General features: G+C 39.2%; 19 protein-coding genes. 2 read left to right on the top strand and 17 right to left on the bottom strand.

Features of this window, described 5'->3' with window-relative positions; translation table 11 throughout:
• Positions 1-77 precede the first annotated feature (77 nt).
• The 8 genes from QAI40_RS11785 to QAI40_RS11750 form a co-directional block, all read right to left on the bottom strand.
• Entirely contained in the window at positions 78-884 is an 807-nt protein-coding gene (locus QAI40_RS11785; protein WP_299982192.1) for a hypothetical protein, read from the bottom strand.
• A 112-nt stretch (positions 885-996) separates the two neighbouring features.
• Complete coding sequence (locus QAI40_RS11780; protein WP_299982196.1) at positions 997-1,977, bottom strand: hypothetical protein; 981 nt, start codon at positions 1,975-1,977, stop codon at positions 997-999.
• Positions 1,978-2,121: 144 nt separating this feature from the next.
• On the bottom strand, positions 2,122-3,543 hold the full coding sequence (locus QAI40_RS11775; RefSeq protein ID WP_299982199.1) for a ParB/RepB/Spo0J family partition protein: 1,422 nt from the start codon (positions 3,541-3,543) through the stop codon (positions 2,122-2,124).
• A 9-nt stretch (positions 3,544-3,552) separates the two neighbouring features.
• Positions 3,553-3,813, bottom strand: coding sequence for a hypothetical protein (locus QAI40_RS11770; RefSeq protein WP_299982202.1), 261 nt, complete (start codon positions 3,811-3,813; stop codon positions 3,553-3,555).
• 125 nt (positions 3,814-3,938) lie between these two features.
• Positions 3,939-6,821 (bottom strand): type III restriction-modification system endonuclease, encoded by a 2,883-nt coding sequence (locus QAI40_RS11765; protein WP_299982205.1) that lies wholly within the window; start codon positions 6,819-6,821, stop codon positions 3,939-3,941.
• Between the two features lies 1 nt (position 6,822).
• Positions 6,823-8,922: a site-specific DNA-methyltransferase gene (locus QAI40_RS11760; RefSeq protein WP_299982208.1), complete on the bottom strand. Its 2,100-nt coding sequence runs from the start codon at positions 8,920-8,922 to the stop codon at positions 6,823-6,825.
• 611 nt (positions 8,923-9,533) lie between these two features.
• The gene (locus QAI40_RS11755) at positions 9,534-10,766 is read right to left on the bottom strand and encodes a GmrSD restriction endonuclease domain-containing protein (RefSeq protein WP_299982211.1); all 1,233 of its coding nucleotides are present in this window, start codon (positions 10,764-10,766) and stop codon (positions 9,534-9,536) included.
• A 233-nt stretch (positions 10,767-10,999) separates the two neighbouring features.
• Entirely contained in the window at positions 11,000-11,395 is a 396-nt protein-coding gene (locus QAI40_RS11750; protein WP_299982214.1) for a hypothetical protein, read from the bottom strand.
• A gap of 151 nt (positions 11,396-11,546) precedes the next feature.
• Between QAI40_RS11750 and QAI40_RS11745 the strand changes: the two genes are divergently transcribed.
• Positions 11,547-12,878, top strand: coding sequence for an integron integrase (locus QAI40_RS11745; protein ID WP_299982217.1), 1,332 nt, complete (start codon positions 11,547-11,549; stop codon positions 12,876-12,878).
• Positions 12,879-13,025: 147 nt separating this feature from the next.
• On the opposite strand, the gene nqrF is transcribed toward QAI40_RS11745, so the two are convergent.
• Genes nqrF through QAI40_RS11715 form a run of 6 tightly spaced genes read right to left on the bottom strand, consistent with a single transcriptional unit; the run spans position 13,026 to position 18,807 of the window.
• Positions 13,026-14,237 (bottom strand): NADH:ubiquinone reductase (Na(+)-transporting) subunit F, encoded by a 1,212-nt coding sequence (gene nqrF, locus QAI40_RS11740; protein WP_299982219.1) that lies wholly within the window; start codon positions 14,235-14,237, stop codon positions 13,026-13,028.
• Positions 14,238-14,252: 15 nt separating this feature from the next.
• Positions 14,253-14,861 carry an NADH:ubiquinone reductase (Na(+)-transporting) subunit E gene (gene nqrE, locus QAI40_RS11735; protein ID WP_299982222.1) on the bottom strand — a complete coding sequence of 203 codons (609 nt, stop codon included), beginning with the start codon at positions 14,859-14,861 and terminating at the stop codon, positions 14,253-14,255.
• A gap of 18 nt (positions 14,862-14,879) precedes the next feature.
• Positions 14,880-15,518, bottom strand: a complete 639-nt coding sequence (locus QAI40_RS11730) for an NADH:ubiquinone reductase (Na(+)-transporting) subunit D (RefSeq protein ID WP_299982225.1) — start codon at positions 15,516-15,518, stop codon at positions 14,880-14,882.
• 21 nt (positions 15,519-15,539) lie between these two features.
• On the bottom strand, positions 15,540-16,301 hold the full coding sequence (locus QAI40_RS11725) for an FMN-binding protein (protein ID WP_299982228.1): 762 nt from the start codon (positions 16,299-16,301) through the stop codon (positions 15,540-15,542).
• Positions 16,294-17,454, bottom strand: coding sequence for an NADH:ubiquinone reductase (Na(+)-transporting) subunit B (locus tag QAI40_RS11720; protein ID WP_299982230.1), 1,161 nt, complete (start codon positions 17,452-17,454; stop codon positions 16,294-16,296). The genes QAI40_RS11725 and QAI40_RS11720 overlap by 8 nt, the downstream gene beginning before the upstream one ends.
• A gap of 3 nt (positions 17,455-17,457) precedes the next feature.
• Positions 17,458-18,807 carry a 4Fe-4S dicluster domain-containing protein gene (locus QAI40_RS11715; RefSeq protein WP_299982233.1) on the bottom strand — a complete coding sequence of 450 codons (1,350 nt, stop codon included), beginning with the start codon at positions 18,805-18,807 and terminating at the stop codon, positions 17,458-17,460.
• A 292-nt stretch (positions 18,808-19,099) separates the two neighbouring features.
• Between QAI40_RS11715 and QAI40_RS11710 the strand changes: the two genes are divergently transcribed.
• Positions 19,100-19,483, top strand: coding sequence for a pancreas/duodenum homeobox protein 1 (locus QAI40_RS11710; RefSeq protein WP_299982236.1), 384 nt, complete (start codon positions 19,100-19,102; stop codon positions 19,481-19,483).
• Between the two features lie 74 nt (positions 19,484-19,557).
• Here QAI40_RS11710 and QAI40_RS11705 read toward each other — a convergent pair whose 3' ends face one another.
• The 3 genes from QAI40_RS11705 to QAI40_RS11695 form a co-directional block, all read right to left on the bottom strand.
• Positions 19,558-20,088: a peptidylprolyl isomerase gene (locus QAI40_RS11705; RefSeq protein ID WP_299982239.1), complete on the bottom strand. Its 531-nt coding sequence runs from the start codon at positions 20,086-20,088 to the stop codon at positions 19,558-19,560.
• 130 nt (positions 20,089-20,218) lie between these two features.
• A complete protein-coding gene (locus tag QAI40_RS11700; protein ID WP_299982242.1) occupies positions 20,219-21,004 on the bottom strand; it encodes a hypothetical protein in 786 nt (261 codons plus the stop codon).
• A gap of 13 nt (positions 21,005-21,017) precedes the next feature.
• Positions 21,018-22,636 (bottom strand): hypothetical protein (locus tag QAI40_RS11695; protein WP_299982245.1); only part of this gene is annotated, 1,619 nt, incomplete at its 5' end.

Genomic DNA, 22,636 nt, shown 5'->3' with positions numbered 1-22,636 from the left:
AAGCCATAAACAACTTACAGTTCAGTCACACAGGAGAACTGTTACTTTGGCTAAGTGCCAATGCCGGCGAGGTATGTCTATGCTACTGGGTGGCTGGTTTTTAACCGATGAATTTGGCTGGTTTTTAAACCCCTGTTTCCACGCAGATTCCATAAATCTATTAAATCGGTTGTTTTTGATGGATCAAATACATAAATTATGGGGTCATTCGACCAATGCCTTTCAACGTCAATACCTTTATTTGTAGCAGAAAAAGGCGTTACATACTTACCACCGAAAATTTTCAACCATGTCTCTGGTGAAAATGAAATAGATTCTGGTCTATAAACATCATGATATGCATTATAAATATGTTTAGTTGTATCAAAGTTCGGATATACTCCCATACAAATTTCAGCGAATACATCATATTTTTTTTTGCTGTAAATTGCAGGGTGTGGATCTCTTAATTGAAAGCGTCGTTCTGAAATGTAAGTATCGTCGATAACATCAAATACACTTTGTCCAAAATGTGGTTCGTTTATCCCTCTATATTCCTGATCAAAAAACTGTCTTAAAGACACAACATTTTTTTCAAAGCTTTGACCTCTTAATACATCTAATCCTGCCTTTTCAAGTAAACCCTCGTCTGCCTCTACATAAACATCAGGTTCAAAAAACTTGACGTATCCATCTAATACTTGCTTGCCTGTCAAATCTTTAAAATGTTTTTCTTTCCAATCTTTAGGAGTGTTTCTATAGACGGGTATTATAGGATTATAGAGTCCGCCCCAAAGACAGGCATTAACTCGAATAATCTCACGAACCGATTTCCTATCAGAAGGGCGAACAAGAAACCCAATGCGAGTAGGTCTCAACCGTATTTTTGCAGGTAGTTCAATCATTATATTCTACCCTTAGTTTTGCTTTTGTTTTTATTGGTTTATAGAACTTCCAACATCACCGGTGAAACCCGGTGCATGTTGATTGTTGTGTTTAATTTTACTCTGATCCCAATTATTTTTTAGGCCATGCAGCCTTTTTCAAAAACAATAATGGTAAGATTAGAGAGGTGGCCAGGCTCCCAATTAAAATCGCTTTTTCGGTATTAGAGTCACTATCTCCCATAATTTTCGGAAACAAGATTTTTGGATTAACAACAAAGTTATCAAGAAAAGAGGAACCATGGATTTTCATAGATGATTTTTTATATTCAGCGTACAGGAATTCCAAATCTTTGTCAGATAGGTCTTTAGCTTTGATTTTTTGATAAAAACTGGTTTGACTTTTATCAAACAGTTCATAAAAAGAAAGATTAGGATTTCTTCGTTTTCTTCTTATCTTGTGGATTCTTTCGGTCCATGGTTTGATATCTTCATGCTCAAGCCATTTTTTGATTTTGTCTCTCTTTTTATACTCTTCGCTTTTATGAGCCAACTTTCTTTTTTCTGCTTCATGGTAATCCCCTGTTAATTTTTCGGTATTTGTTGGCCCAAAGAGCTTTTCCTTGATTATTTTTTCTTCTTCGCTGCTCTCTAAATATTCTTTTTCCTCTTCGATGTCCCAGATTCCATCCATTACGGAGGGTTTTAAAAGATATTTTTGGTACATGAGGTCACAATCTAAGCTCCAAGCTGCATAAGCATTGAGATAATCCCTTCTTTTTTCCTGGGACTCAGATTGTGCCATTGTGTAAACTTGGAACCAATATTCAAGGAAGATTCGTTGGAGGACATCAAATAACAGATCTGAATTGCTGTGACATGCACCTACAACAGCGTTTATGATATTAAATAATCTCGTTGTCAAGCAAAGCCAAGCAGCACGACTAAAAGTAAATGAATCGTCATCAATATCTTTGAATAAAGCCACTATACGTTTCTGAGCTTCAGGAAGGACAGTCATTTTTTCATCTGTTTCTTCGATGAGAGCATCCCAGTCTTTTTTCCAAAGTTCTGGGATGATAAGTTTGGTCTTTGAAATATCAAAATAATCCATGATTTATAATTAGTTACCTTTAAATCAAATATTAAGAAGGAATATCCAAAAAATATTTAGTTGATGAGTACTTTCATTCTTTGATGCGTATCTTTCACTGTTGTTTTTTTGAAAAAGAACAAGTAAATAACCAGCTTGCCTGGTTCATTTACTTTGTTTTAAAACGATTACATATCTGCTTGTAACGCCCAGTATCCTTTTTTTCTGCATGGCACTAACAACGATTGCATTGAAACGTTGCGAAGACATGGGAGCCTGGATAATGTGGGTGCGCTGCCATCCTGCCCTTTTCAAGATTTCAAGATAATCATCTATCAGAATACCCCCTTTACCGGCTTCTTCACTTGCCGGTGTGTTCTGAAAATCCCGCCAATCTGCGTTGATAAAAGCAAGCTTTGTTGTCTTTTTTACATGATGTTTTACAAGAACAAAAAAGGCCTCAAGAAATTCAAGGTATTTATCTTGAGAAAAGCCGGATATGGATTTTTCATCGTAGTCATTCGCTTTTTTGCTAAAGTATGGTGGGTCAAAGATGATAAGATCCGGTTTTGTTTTTGAACTTACAGGCCACGTCAGAAGCCCGTTTGATGAAAGGGTCCATGTGTGCGGCTCGATTTCAGGGCGTCTTGACCGTTCCTTGATATCAAATGACCAGCATCTGCGATCTAAAGCAAGACAAGTGTCCGGCGTCACACCTCCCCCGGCCATGGGGTCAAGAACCAGATCACCAGGTCTGGAAAAATAAAAGAGAATGTGCGCAATCAATTGTGCCGGGATTCTTCCGGGCCAGTCATCTCCAAATCTTTCATCACAAGCATTAAAATCCCATTGATCCCAGGTTCGAAGCCCCCAGCCAAGTTCCTTGAATCTTTCTTGATCATCTTTACCTTCAAGGGCCAGGGACCAGACCATTGGATCTGTCCAGCCATGCTTTTGCGCCACCTGTGAAACTGTAAAACCTTGAGACAAATCGGTATTTGCCGAATTTGGCAACGCTGCCATTTTCGGCAAATGATATTGAAATGATGTCCGGGCCAGGCCCAATCTCTTTGCAATTCTATCCTGGGGGATGCCGAGGCGGTTCATGCGGAACACTTTGATATCCATTCCCATTTGGGTTGCAGCACGAAGATCAGCTATATAATTATCCACAGTTCTTCTTGCCCGGCCAATTGCCTTACCTATTTCTACCGGGTTAAGTTTGGGATTTTTTTTATATGCACGGCGGGCTGTTTCTCTTGCCTCTTCCTCTGTCAACTGTCTCGGGCCAATGGCTTTTTTTGCGGCATATAAAAGAGGATCAGTCCCGTTCAGTTCTTTTATAAAAACTTTTACACTGTCTTTACCCGTAGATTTGTAAGCACTCCATCTATGAGCCCCGTCAAGAAGGCGATAGGTGTCGGACGTTTCAGGTGCAAGCTCCACTTCAATGGGATCAAATTTAAAACCATCCCTGATATTTTCGGCAAATATGCCTACACGCTTGTGATCAATCCCTTTTCTCGGATAAATAGCTTCATCAAGAATAATGGACGTGATGGGAATCTGACTTAGCTCTTGTTTCATGATTTACCTTTACACCAATTGAATTCTTATTGAACCTGCACCCTCCAACATCTTTTGAATTTCAGTTGGCAGATAAAGCTGATGAGTTCCTGTAATGGCCAGGCGGGAAGTATAAATTTCTCCTGTGTTTAGATTTTGTATTCGCACTGCAATTTTTTGTTTGTTTTCGGTATTGATCCCCTCGTTTTCAGCAAGTTTTCTTTGTGCTTCGGGAATCACAATCTGTTCCTGGTAGCTATCTTCTTCAACTTCCCATTCGATTAATTTCATAATAGTCCTTCTCCTTTACAATTAAGCAATTAGTTGAAAACTTATTTTTTGAAATCAGAACATCACGTTTAAATATTGGAATCTTTCTTCAGAGAAGAGACAACTATCATGACATATAGGGCATACTACACTGTCTGCCCTGATTTATTTATTTCCTTTATTAAATCTACTATCTTATTATTACTAAACTGTGTTTTAAATTCAATTTTAACGTTTCCGCTAAAGAATTTTTCTGCGTGTTTGATTTTTTGCTTTTCTTCTTTTCTGAGCTCAACCTCGCCATCGACATTTTTTGTTTCTACAATAAAATGAAGCTTTTTATCACCATTTTCAAAGTTCAACACATAAGCAAAATCAGGTGAGTAGCTCTTTCCTCCAGCTACTGGAATTTTAATTGAGTTTTTAGGGATTTTTGTAAAGACAACAACTTCCTTTATTTCTTTTTCAATATTGGATTTCTCCAATTCTGAATCATAAAATAATTCATCAAAAAAGTAGCTGTCTGCTACATCTGAATCAGAGTATAAAACACCAACATCTGAAGCTGATATTTCTTTCAATATATTACCATTAGTGTCTGTTAATTTTGTTGGATGAATACTGTTCGATACTTTCTTGTACTCAATGCTAAATTTATCAATAGCATTATACATTAAGAATGAATCAAAATTCTGTTTTATAATTCTTATGGTTGAAGTGTTCAGGTATTTATTGATTTCAATTTCAGAGTCAATAATGGATTGATGAATTGTTTTTAAATTAACATTCAACGTTTTGGATAAATCTTTCAGAAACTCGCTGTATTTCATTGTGGAAACAGGCGTAACTTCATTGTCAAGTACAGATATTTCTTCCGTTGAAATTGCCTGCTCGTCTTCTATCTCAATTTTTAATTTGCGCTCTTTTATGCCTTCTATTGAAAAATTATTTTTTTGAGTTTTAAAAAAATCTGTTAAAAGGCTTTTAAAAATAGATTCATTGTCAAATTTATATTCTAAAATAACCTTCTCATTAAGCTTTTCCCAAAGGTCTTTAAGTTCTTGATATTTTTCTGTTCTTATATTGATTTTTTTATTACTATCGGTTGCTTTGCGAACTTTATTTGAGCCAATGCCTTCGAATATGAGAGGATAATTTTTCTTAATGTAATCAAAACCACCTTTTTTAAACTTGTTTGAACGTGTAATTAAATTATTTTCATCCAGTAAATCCAATAAGTCATCTTCTGTTAGCGCGTAGACATCACCAATCTTTTTAACAATATTATCGGTAAGCTTTTCAGGTACATCCTCAATTGAAACTGCACCCGATTTTTCGTTGATTTCATTAATCAGGCTGTCAACAAAATCGCTTTCTGTAAAATCAACAAAGTAGTTTAAATAAAACTGTTCGTCTTTTACCCTGTTACCATATTCATTCACAGGTAAGCGTAAGCCACGACCCACTTCCTGTAATTTTGAAATTTCACTTCCGCTACTTCTCAATTTGCATATCTGAAAAACATTTGGGTTGTCCCAGCCTTCCCGCAATGTCCATTTTGAAAAAATAAAGCGTCTTGGATTGTTTAAATCAAGCATGGTTTGCTTATCGTGCAATATTTCATTTACTTCCTGCTCTATAGCTTCATCTTTTTCCGAGTTATCTTTTGAAAAATATCCCGCGTGTGTTTTAGAAATATCGTTTAACGTTTTTTCTAAAAAGGCTTTATAAAATTCATCCTTTTCAGTTGCTATCAGTTTTTTTACTTCTGCTTCAATTAACTGTTCTACTGTTGATCTTATATACCCGTCCTTATTTCTGTACTCTTCAATATTGTCAATAAAAAACAGCGTTAAGGGCTTAATTTTTATATCTCTGGTTAAAAAGTTTTTTTCGATTTTGAAATGTTGTTTTATGGCTTTTTGAATCATTATCTCCTGTAAAGTTTGTGCATAGGAGTATGGATTAATTTTATCGCCTTTTTTCATTTCCAAACCATTGGACAAGACAACCTTACTTTTATTCAGTTTTTCAATAAACAAGTCGGTCATTTCGGGATGCACTTTTTGCAAACTGTCTTTTGGGGCAAGTTTAACTGTTTGTTTCTTTGTGTTCTCAATTAATTCGAAATTTGCTTCTTTCCCATCGGTTTTAATCAGCCTTACAATGGCATTTTTCCCGTTTTCAAACTCTGTAATGTGACCAATCACACCTTTAACTAAATTTTTATTAAAGGACTCTACAGCCGATAAAGTGTATATAAGATTTTCATTCTCCTGAAATGTAGCGCCATAACGCAAGATAAACTGCGGATTCATCTTTTGAATGTTTTCCCAAGTTTTATTGGCTTTGGCGAATTTGTGTGGTTCATCAATCATTACAAAGGGATTAACCGCTCCAACTGCACCAAACGGAATGGTATGTTTATCAAAAAGCCCTTTGTCAAAGCTTTTCTGCATGGTATCGGAATTTATCATACCCGCATTGATAACCATTACCTGAATACTGTTTTTTTCAAAATCTCCCGCATTCACGAAACTGTTCACAGCAGGGGGAATAAACGATTTTTTATTTTTATTTCCTTTTTTGCTTTCTACAATATGTAAGTGAATGGTTTTGCAGTATTGCTCTTTAAAATGTTCACGGGAACTTTCCGATTTTAGAAAATCGATTGTGCCTGCTTTGATAGAAAGGGTTGGAACAACAACCACAAACTTAAATATCCCGAAATGTTTATTCAGCTCAAAAATGGTTTTGGTATAGGTATAGGTTTTCCCTGTACCTGTTTCCATCATTATATCTATGATATTACTTTGTCCGTTTCGGATTTCGCCAATTCGGTTTTGCCCCTGAATTTTAATAATGTTTTCAATGTATCTAAAACCTGTTTTATGCTCAAATACAGGATTAATACAGTTTTTGTCGGCACCAACTGGTTTTATAACATCAAGATGCTCAAACACAGCGACAGTACTGTTCACTGCCTGTGTCTGATGATTCAGGTTCTTTTCAAAATTAAATCTCATCATTCTAATACCTTGTTATAAAATCAATATCGATATTTTTTTTGTTGGTATACGACTTTATATTCTCGGCTATTTCACGTAAATTTTTACTTTCAAAATGATAGCCAAAAGCAATAACAGAAGTCGGGTTAAATTTTTTGTCGCTATCGATTTTTTCCAACAAGGTTTTCAGGTTATTGGTTGTAAATCCTTTGTGCATCAAATACAGTTTTTCATTGGCAAAATAACCTGTATATCCGCCCAAATCTGTTTCGTGTAAATCTTTATTTAGCTGTGTTCCATCATAAGTTTTCCAGGTAACCAGCAAAACCCTTATATCTTCTTCGGTAAGCTTGGTTTCATCAAAAAGTTGTAGTTGCGGGTCCAGTTCATCTGCTTCAAAGCCATAATCTTCCCAAATAGGCATGGTTTCAAAGATCCTGAAACCCAAATCCTGATTTTTAAGGGTTGCTATTTCAGTTTCAAGTTGTTTTATCTTTTTTTCTTTGTTGCTTAAATCCAGCTCACCGTTTAATTCTTTTATCTCGTTTTCTTTTTCGGCAATTTGGTTTGCAAAGGTTTCTTCTTTAATTTTTTTTGAAGCACGGATGAGTCGCTCTTTGGTTATTTCAAAAATAGTTGGTTCGTCAACTCTCAATTCATTTTTTACAAAATCGAAAATAGCTTTTTCTTTCTTCTGATTAATTTTTTCAGGCAGCTGTACTAAAATATATTTTCTGTTGCCACCATCATCAGCGTTAAGCCTCATTATGGAATCACCTGTAGTTCCAGAACCTGCAAAAAAATCAACGATGATGTCATCATCATTACATGCAAATGAAATAAGTTCCTGTAACAGTTTAACAGTTTTTGGGTTTGTGAATATTTTTTTTACAGAAGGGAAAAGCTCCCTAAGTTCATTTGCGCCAGTTCTTCCATCTAATTGAAGTACAGAACTGAGTTTTTGTAAATAATCTTTTGCATATACTTTAATCTCAACTAATTTATCCTCATCATTTCCAAAAATAATTCTACCTTCATCAATCATTTTTTTCATAGTATCATATGGGAACCTATAACCCATTAGCGGCTGTTTACAGGGCTTATTTGTTTTAGGATGAGGAATATCATATCTATAGCCTTCTTTGCCAGGGTTGTGTACACTTTGACTTCCTGTGTAGACTCCTTCTTTATCGATGCATTTGTATCTATCAAGTGGCCACAACTGATTTTTATTCTCTCGAAACCATTGGGAATATTCAGATTGAAGTTCTCCTTGTTCTTTGAATCTATCAGTTAAGTCTTTTTCAACTTTGATTATTAAATCTTTTATATCAGAAAGTTTTGATTTCCAAAAAGGAACAAGATTTATTTTATTTTTGGAATAACAGACAATATATTCATGCTCAATAGCAATATTTGTAGGATTGTTATCAGTTACATTCTTCCATATTATGCAACCTATAAAATTATCTTCCCCAAATATATCATCCATCAATAACCGTAATTGAGTGACTTCATTATCATCAATGGAAACAAAAATCATCCCATCTTCTTTAAGTAATTGTTTTGCAAGATATAACCGAGGATATATAAAAGTTAGCCAAGCCGAGTGTGAATTACTTTTGCTTTGGGTAAAATCAAGAATGCGTTTTGCCTTTTCTTCATCAATCCCTGACAGGTGGCGTAGTTCACTAACAGTAAATTTGCGGTCGTCCTGATAAACAAACCCATCGCCACCTGTATTGTAAGGCGGGTCAATGTATATCATTTTAATTTTTTCATAGTAGGCATTGGAAAGGTGTTTCAGTACTTCCAAATTATCGCCTTTTATCAGCAGGTTTTGAGAGTTTTTGTTTTCTTCTTTCTGGTTAAAAGCATTATCTTCTTTCAGTAGTGTTTTAGCTTCATCACTTGCCAAAATGCGGGCATAGGATTTACCGAGCCAGTCCAACCCGTAACTTTCTTTATAAAAATCAATCTCGTTTTCTGAAAGTTCCTGCTTAAACTTTTCAATATCAAAGTATCCGTTTTTCTCAAAACAATGAGAGAAGTGTTTTTTCAACAATTCCTTATTTTTATTGGGTACTTTTATGTTGTTGGTTATTTTTTGTTCGTTGCTCATTTATTTATCCTATTCTGTCCGCCACAGACGGCGGTCGTCTTGGGAGGCGGGAGGTGTTATATTAAAAATTTATTGTTTTTATACCATATTGTATTCAGCCTTGCATATAACGTTTCGTGAATATGTGATGCTTTTACCAAATAAAACGGTTTACTTGCCCGTTTGTAACAACCTAAATCACCGGCTCGCCCGGTGCATTTGAATTTGTTGGAATTAAGTATGGTGTTCCCCGATCTAAATGTCCTTGTTGCAAATCGTCAATGATTGTCTTGGGTTTTCGGCAGTGCGTATGGGAACCTGGATAACGGTCATACCTGGCAGTAATCTGCTGTGCATTTAAAAACAGGAGGAACAATTTTGATATGATATAGACCATTTTTTTAAGCCTATTTTTAGGTTACCGTACTGGTACACCCTGAAAATAAAGCACTTTTTCAAATTCTTATTTCCCTCCTTTGTTCAAAAAAGATATTTTCTTATATATAGAGACCTCGGGCTTGTCCAACAACCGGATGAGATCGTGGTTCGTTCCTCACACGATCTATCCTTATTCGTTTAACATTCCTAAAAATCGCTTAATTCCATCTCCAGTTTTTTGGGGGAGGATCATTCTATAAAGTATTCCCTTTTGATAGGTTGCAGGATGCACAAGAAGCTTGACCATTTTCCACTGTAGTTTTGCCTCCTTTAGACCAGGGAATGATATGGTCACACTGCCAGTCATCCCAAGTTAATTTTTTCCCATCGCATTTGGTGCCCAGCTGACATACTCCTTTGTCGCGCCGGAAGACAGTTATCTTCTGTATATGTGTGAAGTCACGTTGATTATCTTTACGCGACAAAGCTGGGAATGTTTCCAATAAATTTCTTAGCATAAACTCCATACGATGGCGAATAGAGTCTGCTGAGTCTGTACTGTGGCTAATTTTTTCTTTATAGGAAACCCATTCCGGAAGTGCTTCATCTTCTGATTTTTCTTCTTGGTCACGCTTAATCGATTCAAAATTTAAAAACCATCTGTACAAATCATTTTTGATCTCATCTAAAACATACTGTCGAAGCAATTCAGCTATAACGCAGTACAAAGTGATTACATTATATCTGGTCAGCTCTGGGGTTTTCTCGGGGAAAATTTTATCAAGAAGAGAGAGAGGCCTATTCACATTCTTTGCTTCACTGGATTTGTCATCGAAATCAATATGTTTCTTATACATTTTGTTGAGATCGGCGTTTTTAATGTTCACTGGACCACCCGCAAGTTCAATACAGACAAGCTGGGCCGCTATCAAGTCATACGTGTATCTTGAATTCTGAAAACCCACTTTCCCAAAAAATTGATGAGCTGACAATTTCTTGACAAAATCCCTCATCCTTCCTGGATAAGCATTGCGTTTTTCCTGAGCCCTCAAAGTAGTTCCGTTCTGCAATCGAAGAAACATTTCTCTTATCTCATCTTCATCAGTATCATCAATTACCACCACATCTAAAGGATAAGTATCCAGCTTCATCCTGATTTCATCAGGAAGTAGTTCATACGAACAACCGGCGATATCTTCCCCATCAATGTGGTCAGCATCTTTTGGAAGTTTATAACTCCCGCCAAAAAACTCCCAAACTGCCCGCAGCCGTTGCTGCCCGTCAACAACATCATATCTATCGGGTTTAGTCCCTGTTTTTCGCCAGTATAGCTTTGGGACATCATATTCTCTGAGCATCGAATCAATCAGCATTTGTTTCTGCGCAACGGTCCATACAGCAGGCCTTTGATAGTCAGGGTTTGTATTTACCCTTTCTTTTATTCCGTAAATAGTTATTAACGGCCAGGGCTTTTTGTTTGAATTCATATTATGCTCCCAAAATCTATAAGGTGTTTTAGAATATCAACTGCCAACCCAGAACATCTATGGGTTCTACAACTGAATAATTATAATTTGTACAGCAGTGTTCTTTTAAAGCTCTTTAATCGTAAAAATTAAAAAAGAACGAGCCTGTAGAAAAAGTCCCGTTTCAATTTTTTTTATCATTTCATTTCATATTTAAGAAGTCTTAAATGAAGTTTATTACAATAAAAATTAGGCTATTTTCTTTTCAACTGAGAATTACCGTATGTAAGATTAAATTTTTTCCGCAGCTCAAACCTTTGATCCCATATAGTTGTATAGTCAATGGTCAATTCCCATTTGTGATTAAAACACTTCATATGTTCCTCTGAGATGTTTTCGCCTTCACCGTATGCATACCCTTCAGTTGGTTCTCCACTATTCTTGTTGATGATGAGTGAGGTCAATTGTGGTAAGCCGTATTCTTTGCAATATAGAACAATTAAGTCCATACCGGCACGTATGGCATGACCACTTGCATTTCCTTTATATCCTAATGCTGAATTAACTTCACCATAGGTTATAACTGAGCGGTCATTACTATACTTCACCAACGTAGGGTAGATAATAGACGCCTGCTCTACTGCATTCATAAAGGACCTCCTATTAAAATATTAACAAGTAGATTACCGGTTGTCCGTATATCTTTCATCCCAATAATATTTTATTGACAATTCTTCAGTCTTATTCTATGTTTCTAACCGCATATCATACATTTTTGGATGATATTATTTGGAAGATACCATGATGAAAACAATACCTCAAGAATTTTTAAACAGATTTAATGCTCATCTAATAAAGGCCGGGGTACCTTCAAAAGATCATATTTTTTTCAAAAAGTGGCTGCGTTATTATGTTGATTTCTGTTTTAAATATGGTCATGACTCAAAGCATACTGAGAGTTTGCTCCATTTCATCAATAAACTGAGGGAGAAAAATCAAACCAGACAACAGCAGAAGCAGGCCTATGACTCCATACTCATTTATTATGCAATGTATAATATCCATCCTGATTGGTCCCCAAAATTACCTTTTGGAAATAAAATTGGAAAACAGGTTTCGGCTGTCAGTGAACAGGTGGTTTCTTATACTGCGAAGGATGAATCCCTTAATCTTGGTTGGCAATCGGTTTATAACCGGATGAGCGATGAAATCAAGGTTCGGCATTATTCTCCAAAAACGCTTAAAGCTTACAGCAAATGGGTGACCAAATTTCAAAATTTTGTTAAAAATAAAACACTTGAGAAATTATCACCTGAAGATGTTAAACAGTTTTTAACTTATCTGGCAGTTGAACAGCATTGTTCTGCATCTGCTCAAAATCAGGCTTTTAACGGGCTTTTGTTTTTTTTCAGGCATATCCTTAAAAAAGAGTTTGGAAAAATAGATGGCGTGGTCAGGGCGAAAAGAAAACCTTATATTCCGGTTGTATTGTCCCGTAAAGAGATTGATCTGATTATTAAAAAACTCAGACATCCTTATGATCTTATTGTAAAATTGCTGTATGGCTGCGGATTGCGATTGTCCGAGTGCATGAATATCCGGATGAATAATTTGAATTTTGATGCCCGTATTTTAACTGTTCATGATGGCAAGGGAAAAAAAGACCGGTCCCTGCCGCTGCCGGAAACGATTATATCTGATTTGGCCGCCCAGGTTGGTTTGGTAAAAAAAATGCATTTAAAAGACCTTGATAATGGGTTTGCCGGGGTGTTCATGTTTGATGCCATGGAAAAAAAATCTAAATATATCGGCCAGGAATTTAACTGGCAATGGCTGTTCCCGGCCAAGGAATTGACCTATGTCGCTGCGAGAAAAGAATACCGCCGGGCGCATCTACATGATCGTCATGTTCAAAAAGCAATTAAATCTGTTGTTAACCGGCTGCAACTCAATAAACGGGCGACACCTCATACGTTTCGTCACAGCTTTGCAAGTCACCTGCTGCAGGCAAATTATGATATCAGGACAATTCAGGAACTTCTGGGACACAGTGATGTGAGAACAACAATGATTTATACCCATACTGTCAAATCCAGGACACTCAAGGAAACAAAAAGCCCTCTGGATCTATAGTCGGCGGGTGCCTGGCATAGCTCCGCCCTTTCGTTTACCACACTGCACCCGGAATATTTTTTTGCAGGCAATATTTTTTGTGCTTTATCTATACAGGGGGGGGAAATAAAAATCAATAAGGGAAAACCCCTGGTTACGATAGTTTTTTTAAAATTTATCATAAAAGATCATGTCGTCTTCTACCCCGAGATCGTATAATGCATTGATAATGGCATTGATCATGGGGGGCGGGCCGCAAAGATAGAATTCTATCTCCGTAGGATCTTCATGTCTGCAAAGATAGGAATCGCACAGATGGGTGTGGATAAAACCGGTCAGGCCATCCCAGTGGTCTTCTTTTTCAGGATTTGAAAGGGCAATATGATAGGTGAAGTTATCATGTCTTTTTTCAAGATCCCTGAAAATATCGTCATAAAACATCTCTTTTTTAGATCTGGCGCCATACCAGAAAGAAACTTTTCGTTTTGTATGGATACCGTCAAGCTGGTGGAGGATGTGGCTTCTTAAGGGGGCCATGCCTGCACCGCCGCCGATAAAACACATTTCATTGTCTGTATCTTTGGCCATAAAATCGCCGTAAGGGCCGCTGATGGTTACCTTGTCCCCGGGTTCCAGGCCGAAAATATAGGAGGACCCGAATCCCGGCGGGAGGCCTTGTGTACCCGGCGGCGGGGTTGCGATTCTGACATTCATCATCATGATCTCGTTATCATGGGGCGGGTTGGCAAGGGAGTATGCCCGAAATCCCGATTTAATGCCCTTTGAGGCGAGTTCCAGAAAATTGTATTTTTTCCATTCACTCACATATTTGCTTTCAATATGAAAGTCTTTGAACATCAGATCATATTCAGGCACATCAATCTGGATATAGGCACCGGCCTTAAAATCAATGGGGGTCTCAGGTTTGAGTACCAGCTCTTTGATAAAGGTAGCAACATTATGATTGGATATTATGGTGGCATCGACTTTTTTTATCCCGAATATGGACTCGGGTATTTTTATCTGAAGGTTGTCTTTTACTTTCAACTGGCAGGACAAGCGCTTGTTGGCAAGTTTGTCTTTTCTTGTGAGATGGGCAAGTTCTGTGGGCAGAATACTGCCGCCACCTTCAATGACTTCACACTTGCACATGCCGCAGGAGCCTGATCCGCCACAGGCAGAGGGCAGGAAAATTTCTTTTTGGGATAAAGCCGATAACAGGGATGGGTTGCCGGCAATCTTTAAGCTTTCATCTTTATTACCGTTGATGGTGATTTCAAATTCACCCTTGGTGGTAACCTTTGATTCAACAAAGAGGAGCACTGTAACAAGGATCAAAATCACACCTGTAAAAACCAATATGCTTAAGATGTATAACAATTTTACCTCTTCTTGTTAAAGGGTGATCCCTGAGAACATCATAAATGTCATGGCCATAAGACCTGCAATAATCATGGTAATACCAAATCCTTCAAGTCCTTTGGGGACATCCGCATATTGGGTCTTCTTCCTGATGGCAGCCATGGATACGATGGCCAGCATCCAGCCGGTTCCGGAGCCGGCCCCAAAGATAATGGATTCGATAAATGTATAGTTTCTTTCCACCATGAAAAGCGAAGTTCCAAGGATGGCACAATTAACGGCGATCAATGGTAAAAATACCCCTAAGGTTGCGTAAAGCAGCGGTGAATATTTATCAATGACCATTTCAACGGCCTGGACAATAGCGGCGATGACGGCAATAAAGGTAATGAATTTTAAAAAACTTAGATCAAAGTCGGGGAATCCTGCCCATGCCAGCGCTCCGGGGGCGAGAAGCCCGTGATAAATGATCCAGTTAACAGGGCTTGTTACCGTTAATACGAAAATGACAGCAAATCCCAGGCCCGTTGCTATCTCAACATTTTTTGAGACCGCGATAAAAGAACACATCCCAAGAAAATAGGCCAGAAGAATATTACCGATAAATACAGAATTAATAAACAGACTTAATAGATCACCCATGTGTATTTCTTACCTTTCCTACTTATATGTTCCGGGCTTAGATATTCCGGGCAGGCTGTTTTTCAGCCAGACCAGCAATCCGATAATGAAAAAAGCCCCGGGTGCCAGTACCATGAGGCCCATGTTCTGGTATCCGGCATCAAAGATGAATTGCGGGATAATGTTGAACCCTAAAAATTTACCCGATCCTAAAAGCTCTCTTAAAAAAGCCACTGTAACCAGTACCAGGCTGTAACCGAGCCCGTTTCCAATACCGTCAAAAAAAGACGCCAGAGGCTTGTTGGCAAGGGCAAAGGCTTCGGCCCTTCCAAGAACAATACAATTGGTGATAATCAGACCGACAAAAATCGACAATTGTTTTGAAATATCGTAAAAAAAGGCTTTCAATATCTGGTCGGTAATAATGACAAGGGAAGAAATAATAGCAAGTTCTACAATGATTCTGATATTGGAGGGAATTTTTTTCCTTAAAGAAGATATGATCAGGCTGGAAAAAGCGGTCACCGTTGTAAGTGCAATGCCCATGACGATGGAAGTGGACATCTTGACCGTGACAGCAAGGGCGGAACAAATCCCCAACACCTGATAGGCAACGGGGTTCTCCTTCCAGATGCCTCTGGTAACGATCTCTATATAGCTTGTTTTCTCTTCGGACATGATGAATACGATCCTTTTTGTCTATTGTATATCTTTCTGGTTTTCATCTTTTTTTGCTTTAAGCTGTCTCTGCCTGAATGTGATGGACACGGAATCATACTTGATCAGGGTCTGTTTTATCCCTTGTGAAAGATATTTGCCGGTCAGTGTTGCTCCTGAAATCCCGTCCACATAATGGGCTTGTTTGTTTTTGGGAAGATTTTCAGCCTTTCCTTTGGCAATGCCCACTGAAACAAATTTATTCTGGGAGTTAAGGATTTTTTTGCCTTTAAAGTTTTTTTGAAACCAGGCACTTTCTATCTCACCGCCAAGACCGGGGGTTTCCGAATGGCTGAAAATTGAAAATCCTGATACGGTCTGGCCATCATTTTCAAAGGCCAGATACCCTTGTATTTTTCCCCATAGTCCTCGGGTGTTGATGGGAAGGATATACCCTTTTATTACGCCATCCTCCTGAAAAAAATAGAGGTTCAAAGAATTGGGGACATAATTTTCAATGATCTTCCCCTGGTTATCGACCGTGACTTCCTTGATATGGGCACTATAAAGTTCATTTATTTTTTCTTTAGAAGGTTTTTCCCTGCTAATCAGATCAGCTGCTTTAAGGATATTAATTTTTTTATCAAGTTCCATATTGGCCATCTGAAATCCCTTTAACCCGACTGCAGCAGCCGTAATCATCAGGCTGCAGATGACAGAGAGCAGCAGGGCAAACATGACAACATTTTTTTTGCTGTTTTTATCTGGATTTTTACCTGGATTTTTATTGGGGGTATCAGACATTGGGTATCCTTTTTGATGCAGTATACTTCATCACAATATGATCCAGCATTGGGGCAAACACATTCATAAAAAGAATGGCAAGCATAGTGCCTTCAACAAAAGCCGGGTTGGCCACCCGGATGGTAACGGTTAAAAAGCCGATCAAAAAACCGAATATCCACCGTCCCTGGTTGGTGCCGGGTGCACTGACAGGGTCGGTAGCCATAAATGATATGCCGAATAAAAATCCACCGGCACAAAGATGGAATAAAGGGCCTGCATTCATCCAGGAGTCAGAGCCGCCCGGGATCAGGTAAAAAATAATGGCGGTAACAATTAATCCGGCAATCCCGCCGATAATGATCCTGAAGTTTGCAATTTTTGTGATGATCAGGAACAAGGCTCCCAAGATACAGCAAAAAGCCGAGGTCTCGCCAATACTTCCCGGTACAAACCCAAGAAAAAGATTGGATAAGCTGAACCCTGAATCGGAAAGGGCAGACGTTATTTTTTCACCTTCCGGGGCCAGAATAGACAGTGCGGTCGCTCCGCTGACACCGTCCACTGAATTTTTTACTGCCATCCAGACATCTCCGGACATGGAAACAGGGTAAGAGAAAAACAAAAAGGCCCTTCCTGTCAGTGCCGGGTTTAAAAAGTTTCGACCCGTTCCGCCAAACACTTCTTTGCCTATAACCACACCGAATGAAATCCCTATGGCCACCTGCCATAAAGGAATGGTTGCCGGAAGGGTTAAAGGAAATAAAAGCCCTGTAACGAGGAACCCTTCACTGATTTTATGTTTCCGAATAACGGCAAAGAGAACTTCCCAGAAAAATCCTACCGCATAAGAGACAATGATGATGGGCAGAACATAACTTGACCCCAACAGAAAAGCCTGGAAAAAAGTATACGATTCCCCCCGGGCAATCCCTGCCTGGAAGCCGGTATTGTAAATACCGAATATCAGGACGGGTAGAAGGGAAATGAGAACAAAACTCATAAACCGCTTCAGGTCAAGGCTGTCCCTGACAAACGGAGTATATCTGGTTTTCGATGACGGGAAAAATAAAAATGTTTTTGTAGCATCAAAAAGAGGTTTCAATCGGTTGAATTTTCCTGAACCTGTAAAATATTTTTCACTTGAGTTTAGTAGTTTTTTTAAAGGATGCATAACCTATTCTTTATCCTTGTAATGAGCGTCAATTCCATGGGACAATAATTTTGTCAGTTCGATTTTTGACGGGCAGGCATATGAGCACAGGCCGCATTCACAGCAATCCAGAAGACCATAGTTTAATGCATCCTCAATATCATCGCTTAGCAATGCTTTTATAATAAAATTGGGCATCAGGTCAACGGGGCAGATGTTGACGCAATAACCACAATTGATACAAGCCCTTTCTTCTCCATGTATGTTGCAGTCGAGATTTTTCGGCGTTTTGGTCAGGCAGGATAAAAATGTTTTGGAGGCGGTAGGTTTTGTTAACCCGGGCTTGATAAACCCGAATAATTCTTCTTTTTGATTATCACTGATAATGGTCAGGGTGCTTTCAAAAAATCCCATATGAGATTTGGGTTCAACATATCTGCCGTTGAAGCGGCCTGTTGTAATGAGGCTGTTATCATCCAAACTTCCCACAAGATCTTTGACAGGTGCGCCCTGGCGGGTAATAATATGGGGTTTTTTATCATTTGACCTTGTAACAGTCACCACCCTTTTTACGGGATATCTGCCGGTTAAGAGGAACTTGCCCATCAGTACCAGATGTTCTGCTGATATGCACCAGGAGCGATTTTCTTCCCGGGTTCTTTTTAATTTATATAGAACAACTCCCGGGTCCCAGGCAGGATAAAAGTCAGGGGCGATATGTGTGATATGCTCTTTCAATCCGTTGAGCCTGTTCAGGCTGGACAGATTGTCCTGGCGTGATGTTACAATGATGCGGTTTGAAAATTGTTTTAAAACTTTAATGCCGAATTCAAAAAACGAGATTTCATTTTCAAGCACCACCTGTGGGTGAGGGGAAAAAGGGTCATTGCCATTTAAAGAGACAATGATCATGGGGGGCTCATGGTTTTCGTCAGCTGTATCCTTTGACGGGAACTCCCGGAAACACTGCCAAAGCCCGCCTTCCTGGAGCAGTTTTGTGATTTTTGATCTGGGAACCGTATCAATATCATCTGGAGACAGGGTTTCAAACTGGATGAATTCATCCTTTTTATCCCTGTTTTTATCCAGGGCAATCACTACCTCAACCAACCTTCTTCGTTGACCAAAAATGATTTGTTTGACGATTCCGGTTCCCGGCGACACATAATGGATGCATTTATTTCTTTTGTCGCAAAATAGAGGTGTACCTGTTTTTACGGGGTCATTTTCTTTTACCAGAAGTTTGGGGCGGATATAAGGAATATCCAGGGCAGACACGGCTATGGTTTCAGGTTCCGGGATCTGAATGACACTCAAGTCCGGCATCCCGGCCAGTGCCACTTTAAACCCTTTTGAAATTTTAATATTTTCCATAGATTTAAAAATCCAGTAATTTAATATTTTTTATTCTATGGTGAAGCGATCCACCATTTCGTGATAGCCATTATCGTATCCTTTTATGACAGGTTGAGGAAAAACAAACCTTAATCTATCATAAAAGGCTTTAGGGTTCAATAAATTGGTATCGTAAAAAAAAATATAAGATTACTCGGAATAATTAATCGGTAGCGCAGGCGTAAATTTTTAATCTTGATTTTCTTTTTAAGGTTTAATAAAACAAGTGTTAAGGGTTTGAAAGATTTAGTTAAAAAGGATAAAGATTATCATGGATCAAGCTGTATTAGATCAGATATTTACACAAGATTATCTTGACATGCTCCTGCCTGTGGAAATAAGTGATCATTTTTTTGAGGCATTATACGGTGATACATCAGATGGGGCGTATGATATCAGGCTTGAATTCATCTCTGCCAATGATAAGCGGATTGTTTTAGCATTCAACCTTACCCAGAGACCCGGAAAGTGCCTGGTGTGCAGCCTGACATATGGTCTTCCCAATGTATTTTCCCGTCATCCGTTGATAAATATAAAGGGCATGGTGAAAAAAATAGAAGAAAAAGGTTTTAAGGTAAAGAGTTGGCGGTTGGGCGAAACCGAAGAAGACAGCACATCAATTCATATCATTCCTTTTTATCTGAATTTGGAATAACAATATTATTTGATAAAAAAAAGGCCGGATCTGTGAAATAGATCCGGCCTTTTAATGTTTAACGTCGATTTTTTTTATGCTTTTGGCAGTTTGGGAAACTGTTTATTCAATGTTTTATTCCAGTCATCCAATTCGGATTTGATCTGTTTAAACAGGGCGCCGGAATTGCCTTTAACGGTGATTTTTTCAATGACATCGCCCTGCGCAATGCTGTCCACAACTTTCTGGTCTTCACCACTTTCAACCACGCCGAAAACAGTATGCATGCCGTTAAGATGGGGAGTCGGACCATGGGTGATGAAAAACTGGCTGCCGTTTGTTCCGGGACCTGCATTGGCCATGGAAAGAATACCGGGTTTGTCATGTTTCAGATCTTTTTTGAATTCATCTTTAAATTTATATCCGGGGCCGCCCATTCCATTCCCATGGGGGCATCCGCCCTGGATCATAAAGTCTGAGATGACACGGTGAAATTTAAGGTCGTTATAATATTCCCTTTTTGCAAGATTTGCAAAATTCCCACAGGTAACAGGGGTCTGGTCTGCAAATAATTTTATGTTAATGGGGCCTTTGCTTGTTTCGATAATTGCGGTTAATTCAGGCATATTCTTCTCCTTGTTTTATAAAAATCAAATAGGTTCAAACTAAGGGTTAGTTTTAACTTGTCAAATAAAAAAAGGAGACCGGCTCATGTCAGGCAGGAGCCGGCCGGGTCCTGCCATTTTATTTCAGTGTTCAGGACGGCAATGGCATCACTTTCCTGTATACTTTATTAAATGGCAGGCTGTCGCCATCAATTGTTAAGAGATCGGTTTCAATGGAAATACCGAAGAGTTTTTCGTTTTCCTTTAAGTATGGAAGGATCAGTTCCCAGTCAGCGTCTGTTACTTCGGTAAATACACCGCCGTTTAAGTGTTCGTCCACAACCTTGCATTCAGGGTCTCTTAGATAAATGGCACCGCCCGAAGCAAGCGAGAACAGGTTTGATCCGGGATACGGCATGGTAAGATCCATCACCTTGCCGTTCTCATCAAAGGTAATACCGTTGACAATGACAAAGCCGCCACCGTTCAAAGGATCACCTGCCATAAAAGATTGTGCAAGGTAATCAAGGCATGTGCCGTTGATGACAACCCTTGGTTTGCCGGTGGCATTGATCAGGGGACGTCCTGCTGCATTGCCCAGAATATAGACATGACCGCCTTTGGCGCCATACATGAAGGTTTGTCCCACATCGCCATGGACGACAAATTTGCCGCATTTCATGATCTGCCCTAGCTGATCCTGGGCGTTGCCGTGGACATGGATCTCCATGCCGTCAATACCCGAGGCCATATAATCACCAGAACTGTCGTACACATCAAATCGAACATCATTAGAATCAGGCCCAAACCCGCAGCCGGTAAACCGCTGACCTTTGTATCCATAACAGATATATTGCTTCCATCCCATCCGATAGGCCTTATTAATCATTCTGGAATCACAGTCTTTGCCTTCAGGTTCAAACTCTTTTGCATTCACAACAAGGATTTTTTCATCTCCCTGGGGGGGGTCTTAAATCCTTTCGGGTTGCACGGTTAATATAGGTATATTGACTGCTTTTATTTTTCCCGATGTTGGGGGATGATTCAAAAATAGACGTAAGACTCTCCCTGATAATCTGGAGGACAGAACTTCGTTTTTTATTACCGGTTGGGAAAATTCTGTCATTTAAGTGGGTTAACAGATCAATGGCCGTGGCTTTTTTGGTATCGTTTTCTTTTGCCATGGTTTCTATTGTCCCGCATATAAGCCTGATGTCCTGAAAATCAAGTTCCACAAATTGGGAAGTGCAGTATTGTTTTAATGCCGGCAAATCATTTGTATCAAAGAATTCAGTAATTTTTTGGGTCAGGATGGTCTCTTTAGAAGAATCTGAAAGATTGATGGCTGGGTCAAAATGAATCTGGCCTTCGGGGGTCTGAACAATTTCACCAAATTTGTTCTGGGTAATGAGTTTTTTGGAGCCGTCCCCTTTTCCAGAATTCTTGATGGTAAAGGTAAATGCGCCACCGTCTGTGGAACTTCCACCCCGGGCATTCCAGTATTTGTCGGCAATGGGGCAGAATCTTTTGTCTTCTGCGGCAATACTTTGCAGGGTGGCATCAATGGCCTGTTTTTCAGAGCAGACAAGGCCGATCTGAACATCATCCCTTTCCTGGAGGGCAAATACCTGGGGTCTTAACATGGCGGTGTCTGTGATCCCGATCAATTGCATCAAGTCTTTATATGGGTCATTTCTGGCAATGATAAAAAACCAGGGTCCGTCGGGGGAGCCGGTCATGTGCTGGGACTGGATATACTTGTAAATCTGCTGCTTTTCAGGGGGAAGGCAGTCAAAATCATATTCCGTGGTCGGCGCCAGGGCTTCGATGATATATTCCAAAGGATATTCAAACACCCTATTGTATAAATCCAGCAGCAGAACGGAAGTTTCCGTATCTGTAAGGAACTGGGGATAGATATTGTGCTGGTTTAAATACTCACACACGGCATGATAATTGGCAAAATCTCCATTATGGACAAGGGCTTCATGCATGCCTGAAAACGGATGGGCTCCCCCGGGATGCCAGAGTCGTCCCCGGGTTGGATACCGCTGATGGGCAATCCATCCATGGGCTCTGAAATCATCCAGGCAATAATATTGTGTGGCCTGTTCGGCATAGCCAACCACCTTCAGAATCATAACGTTCCTGGCATGGGACAATACAAAAGCCTGTTTTTCCCCAAGGGAAGCATAATAGGTCTGGTTCAGCCGCGTGGAATTTTGGAATACAAATTCATCTTCCGCCTTCCTTTTATCCATTTCATAAAAATTATTATACTGAATAAATTTTTCAAGCACATCTGGTTTGACTCTTACAAAATACCGCCATACATCCGGCGGTTTGACTTCCAGGCCAATGGTTCTATAATCATCAATAGTGGATATTTTTTCAGATTTATAGATATCAAACATAGGGTTGATGTTGGTGGATTCAACTTTAAGGATGGCGTCTTCATCCAGATATGCCACCTGCAGAAGGTAATGGTCTTCAAGCACATCTTTGGGAACCCCAAGGTCGCTTGGGCTTAATCCGACAGCCGCGATGCCGCCGCCTTTGCCGTTACCCC

The organism is Desulfobacula sp. (assembly GCF_030611305.1).
In the GTDB taxonomy this organism is placed as follows: Bacteria; Desulfobacterota; Desulfobacteria; order Desulfobacterales; family Desulfobacteraceae; genus Desulfobacula.
This window is presented reverse-complemented; position numbering and strand designations above follow the sequence as displayed.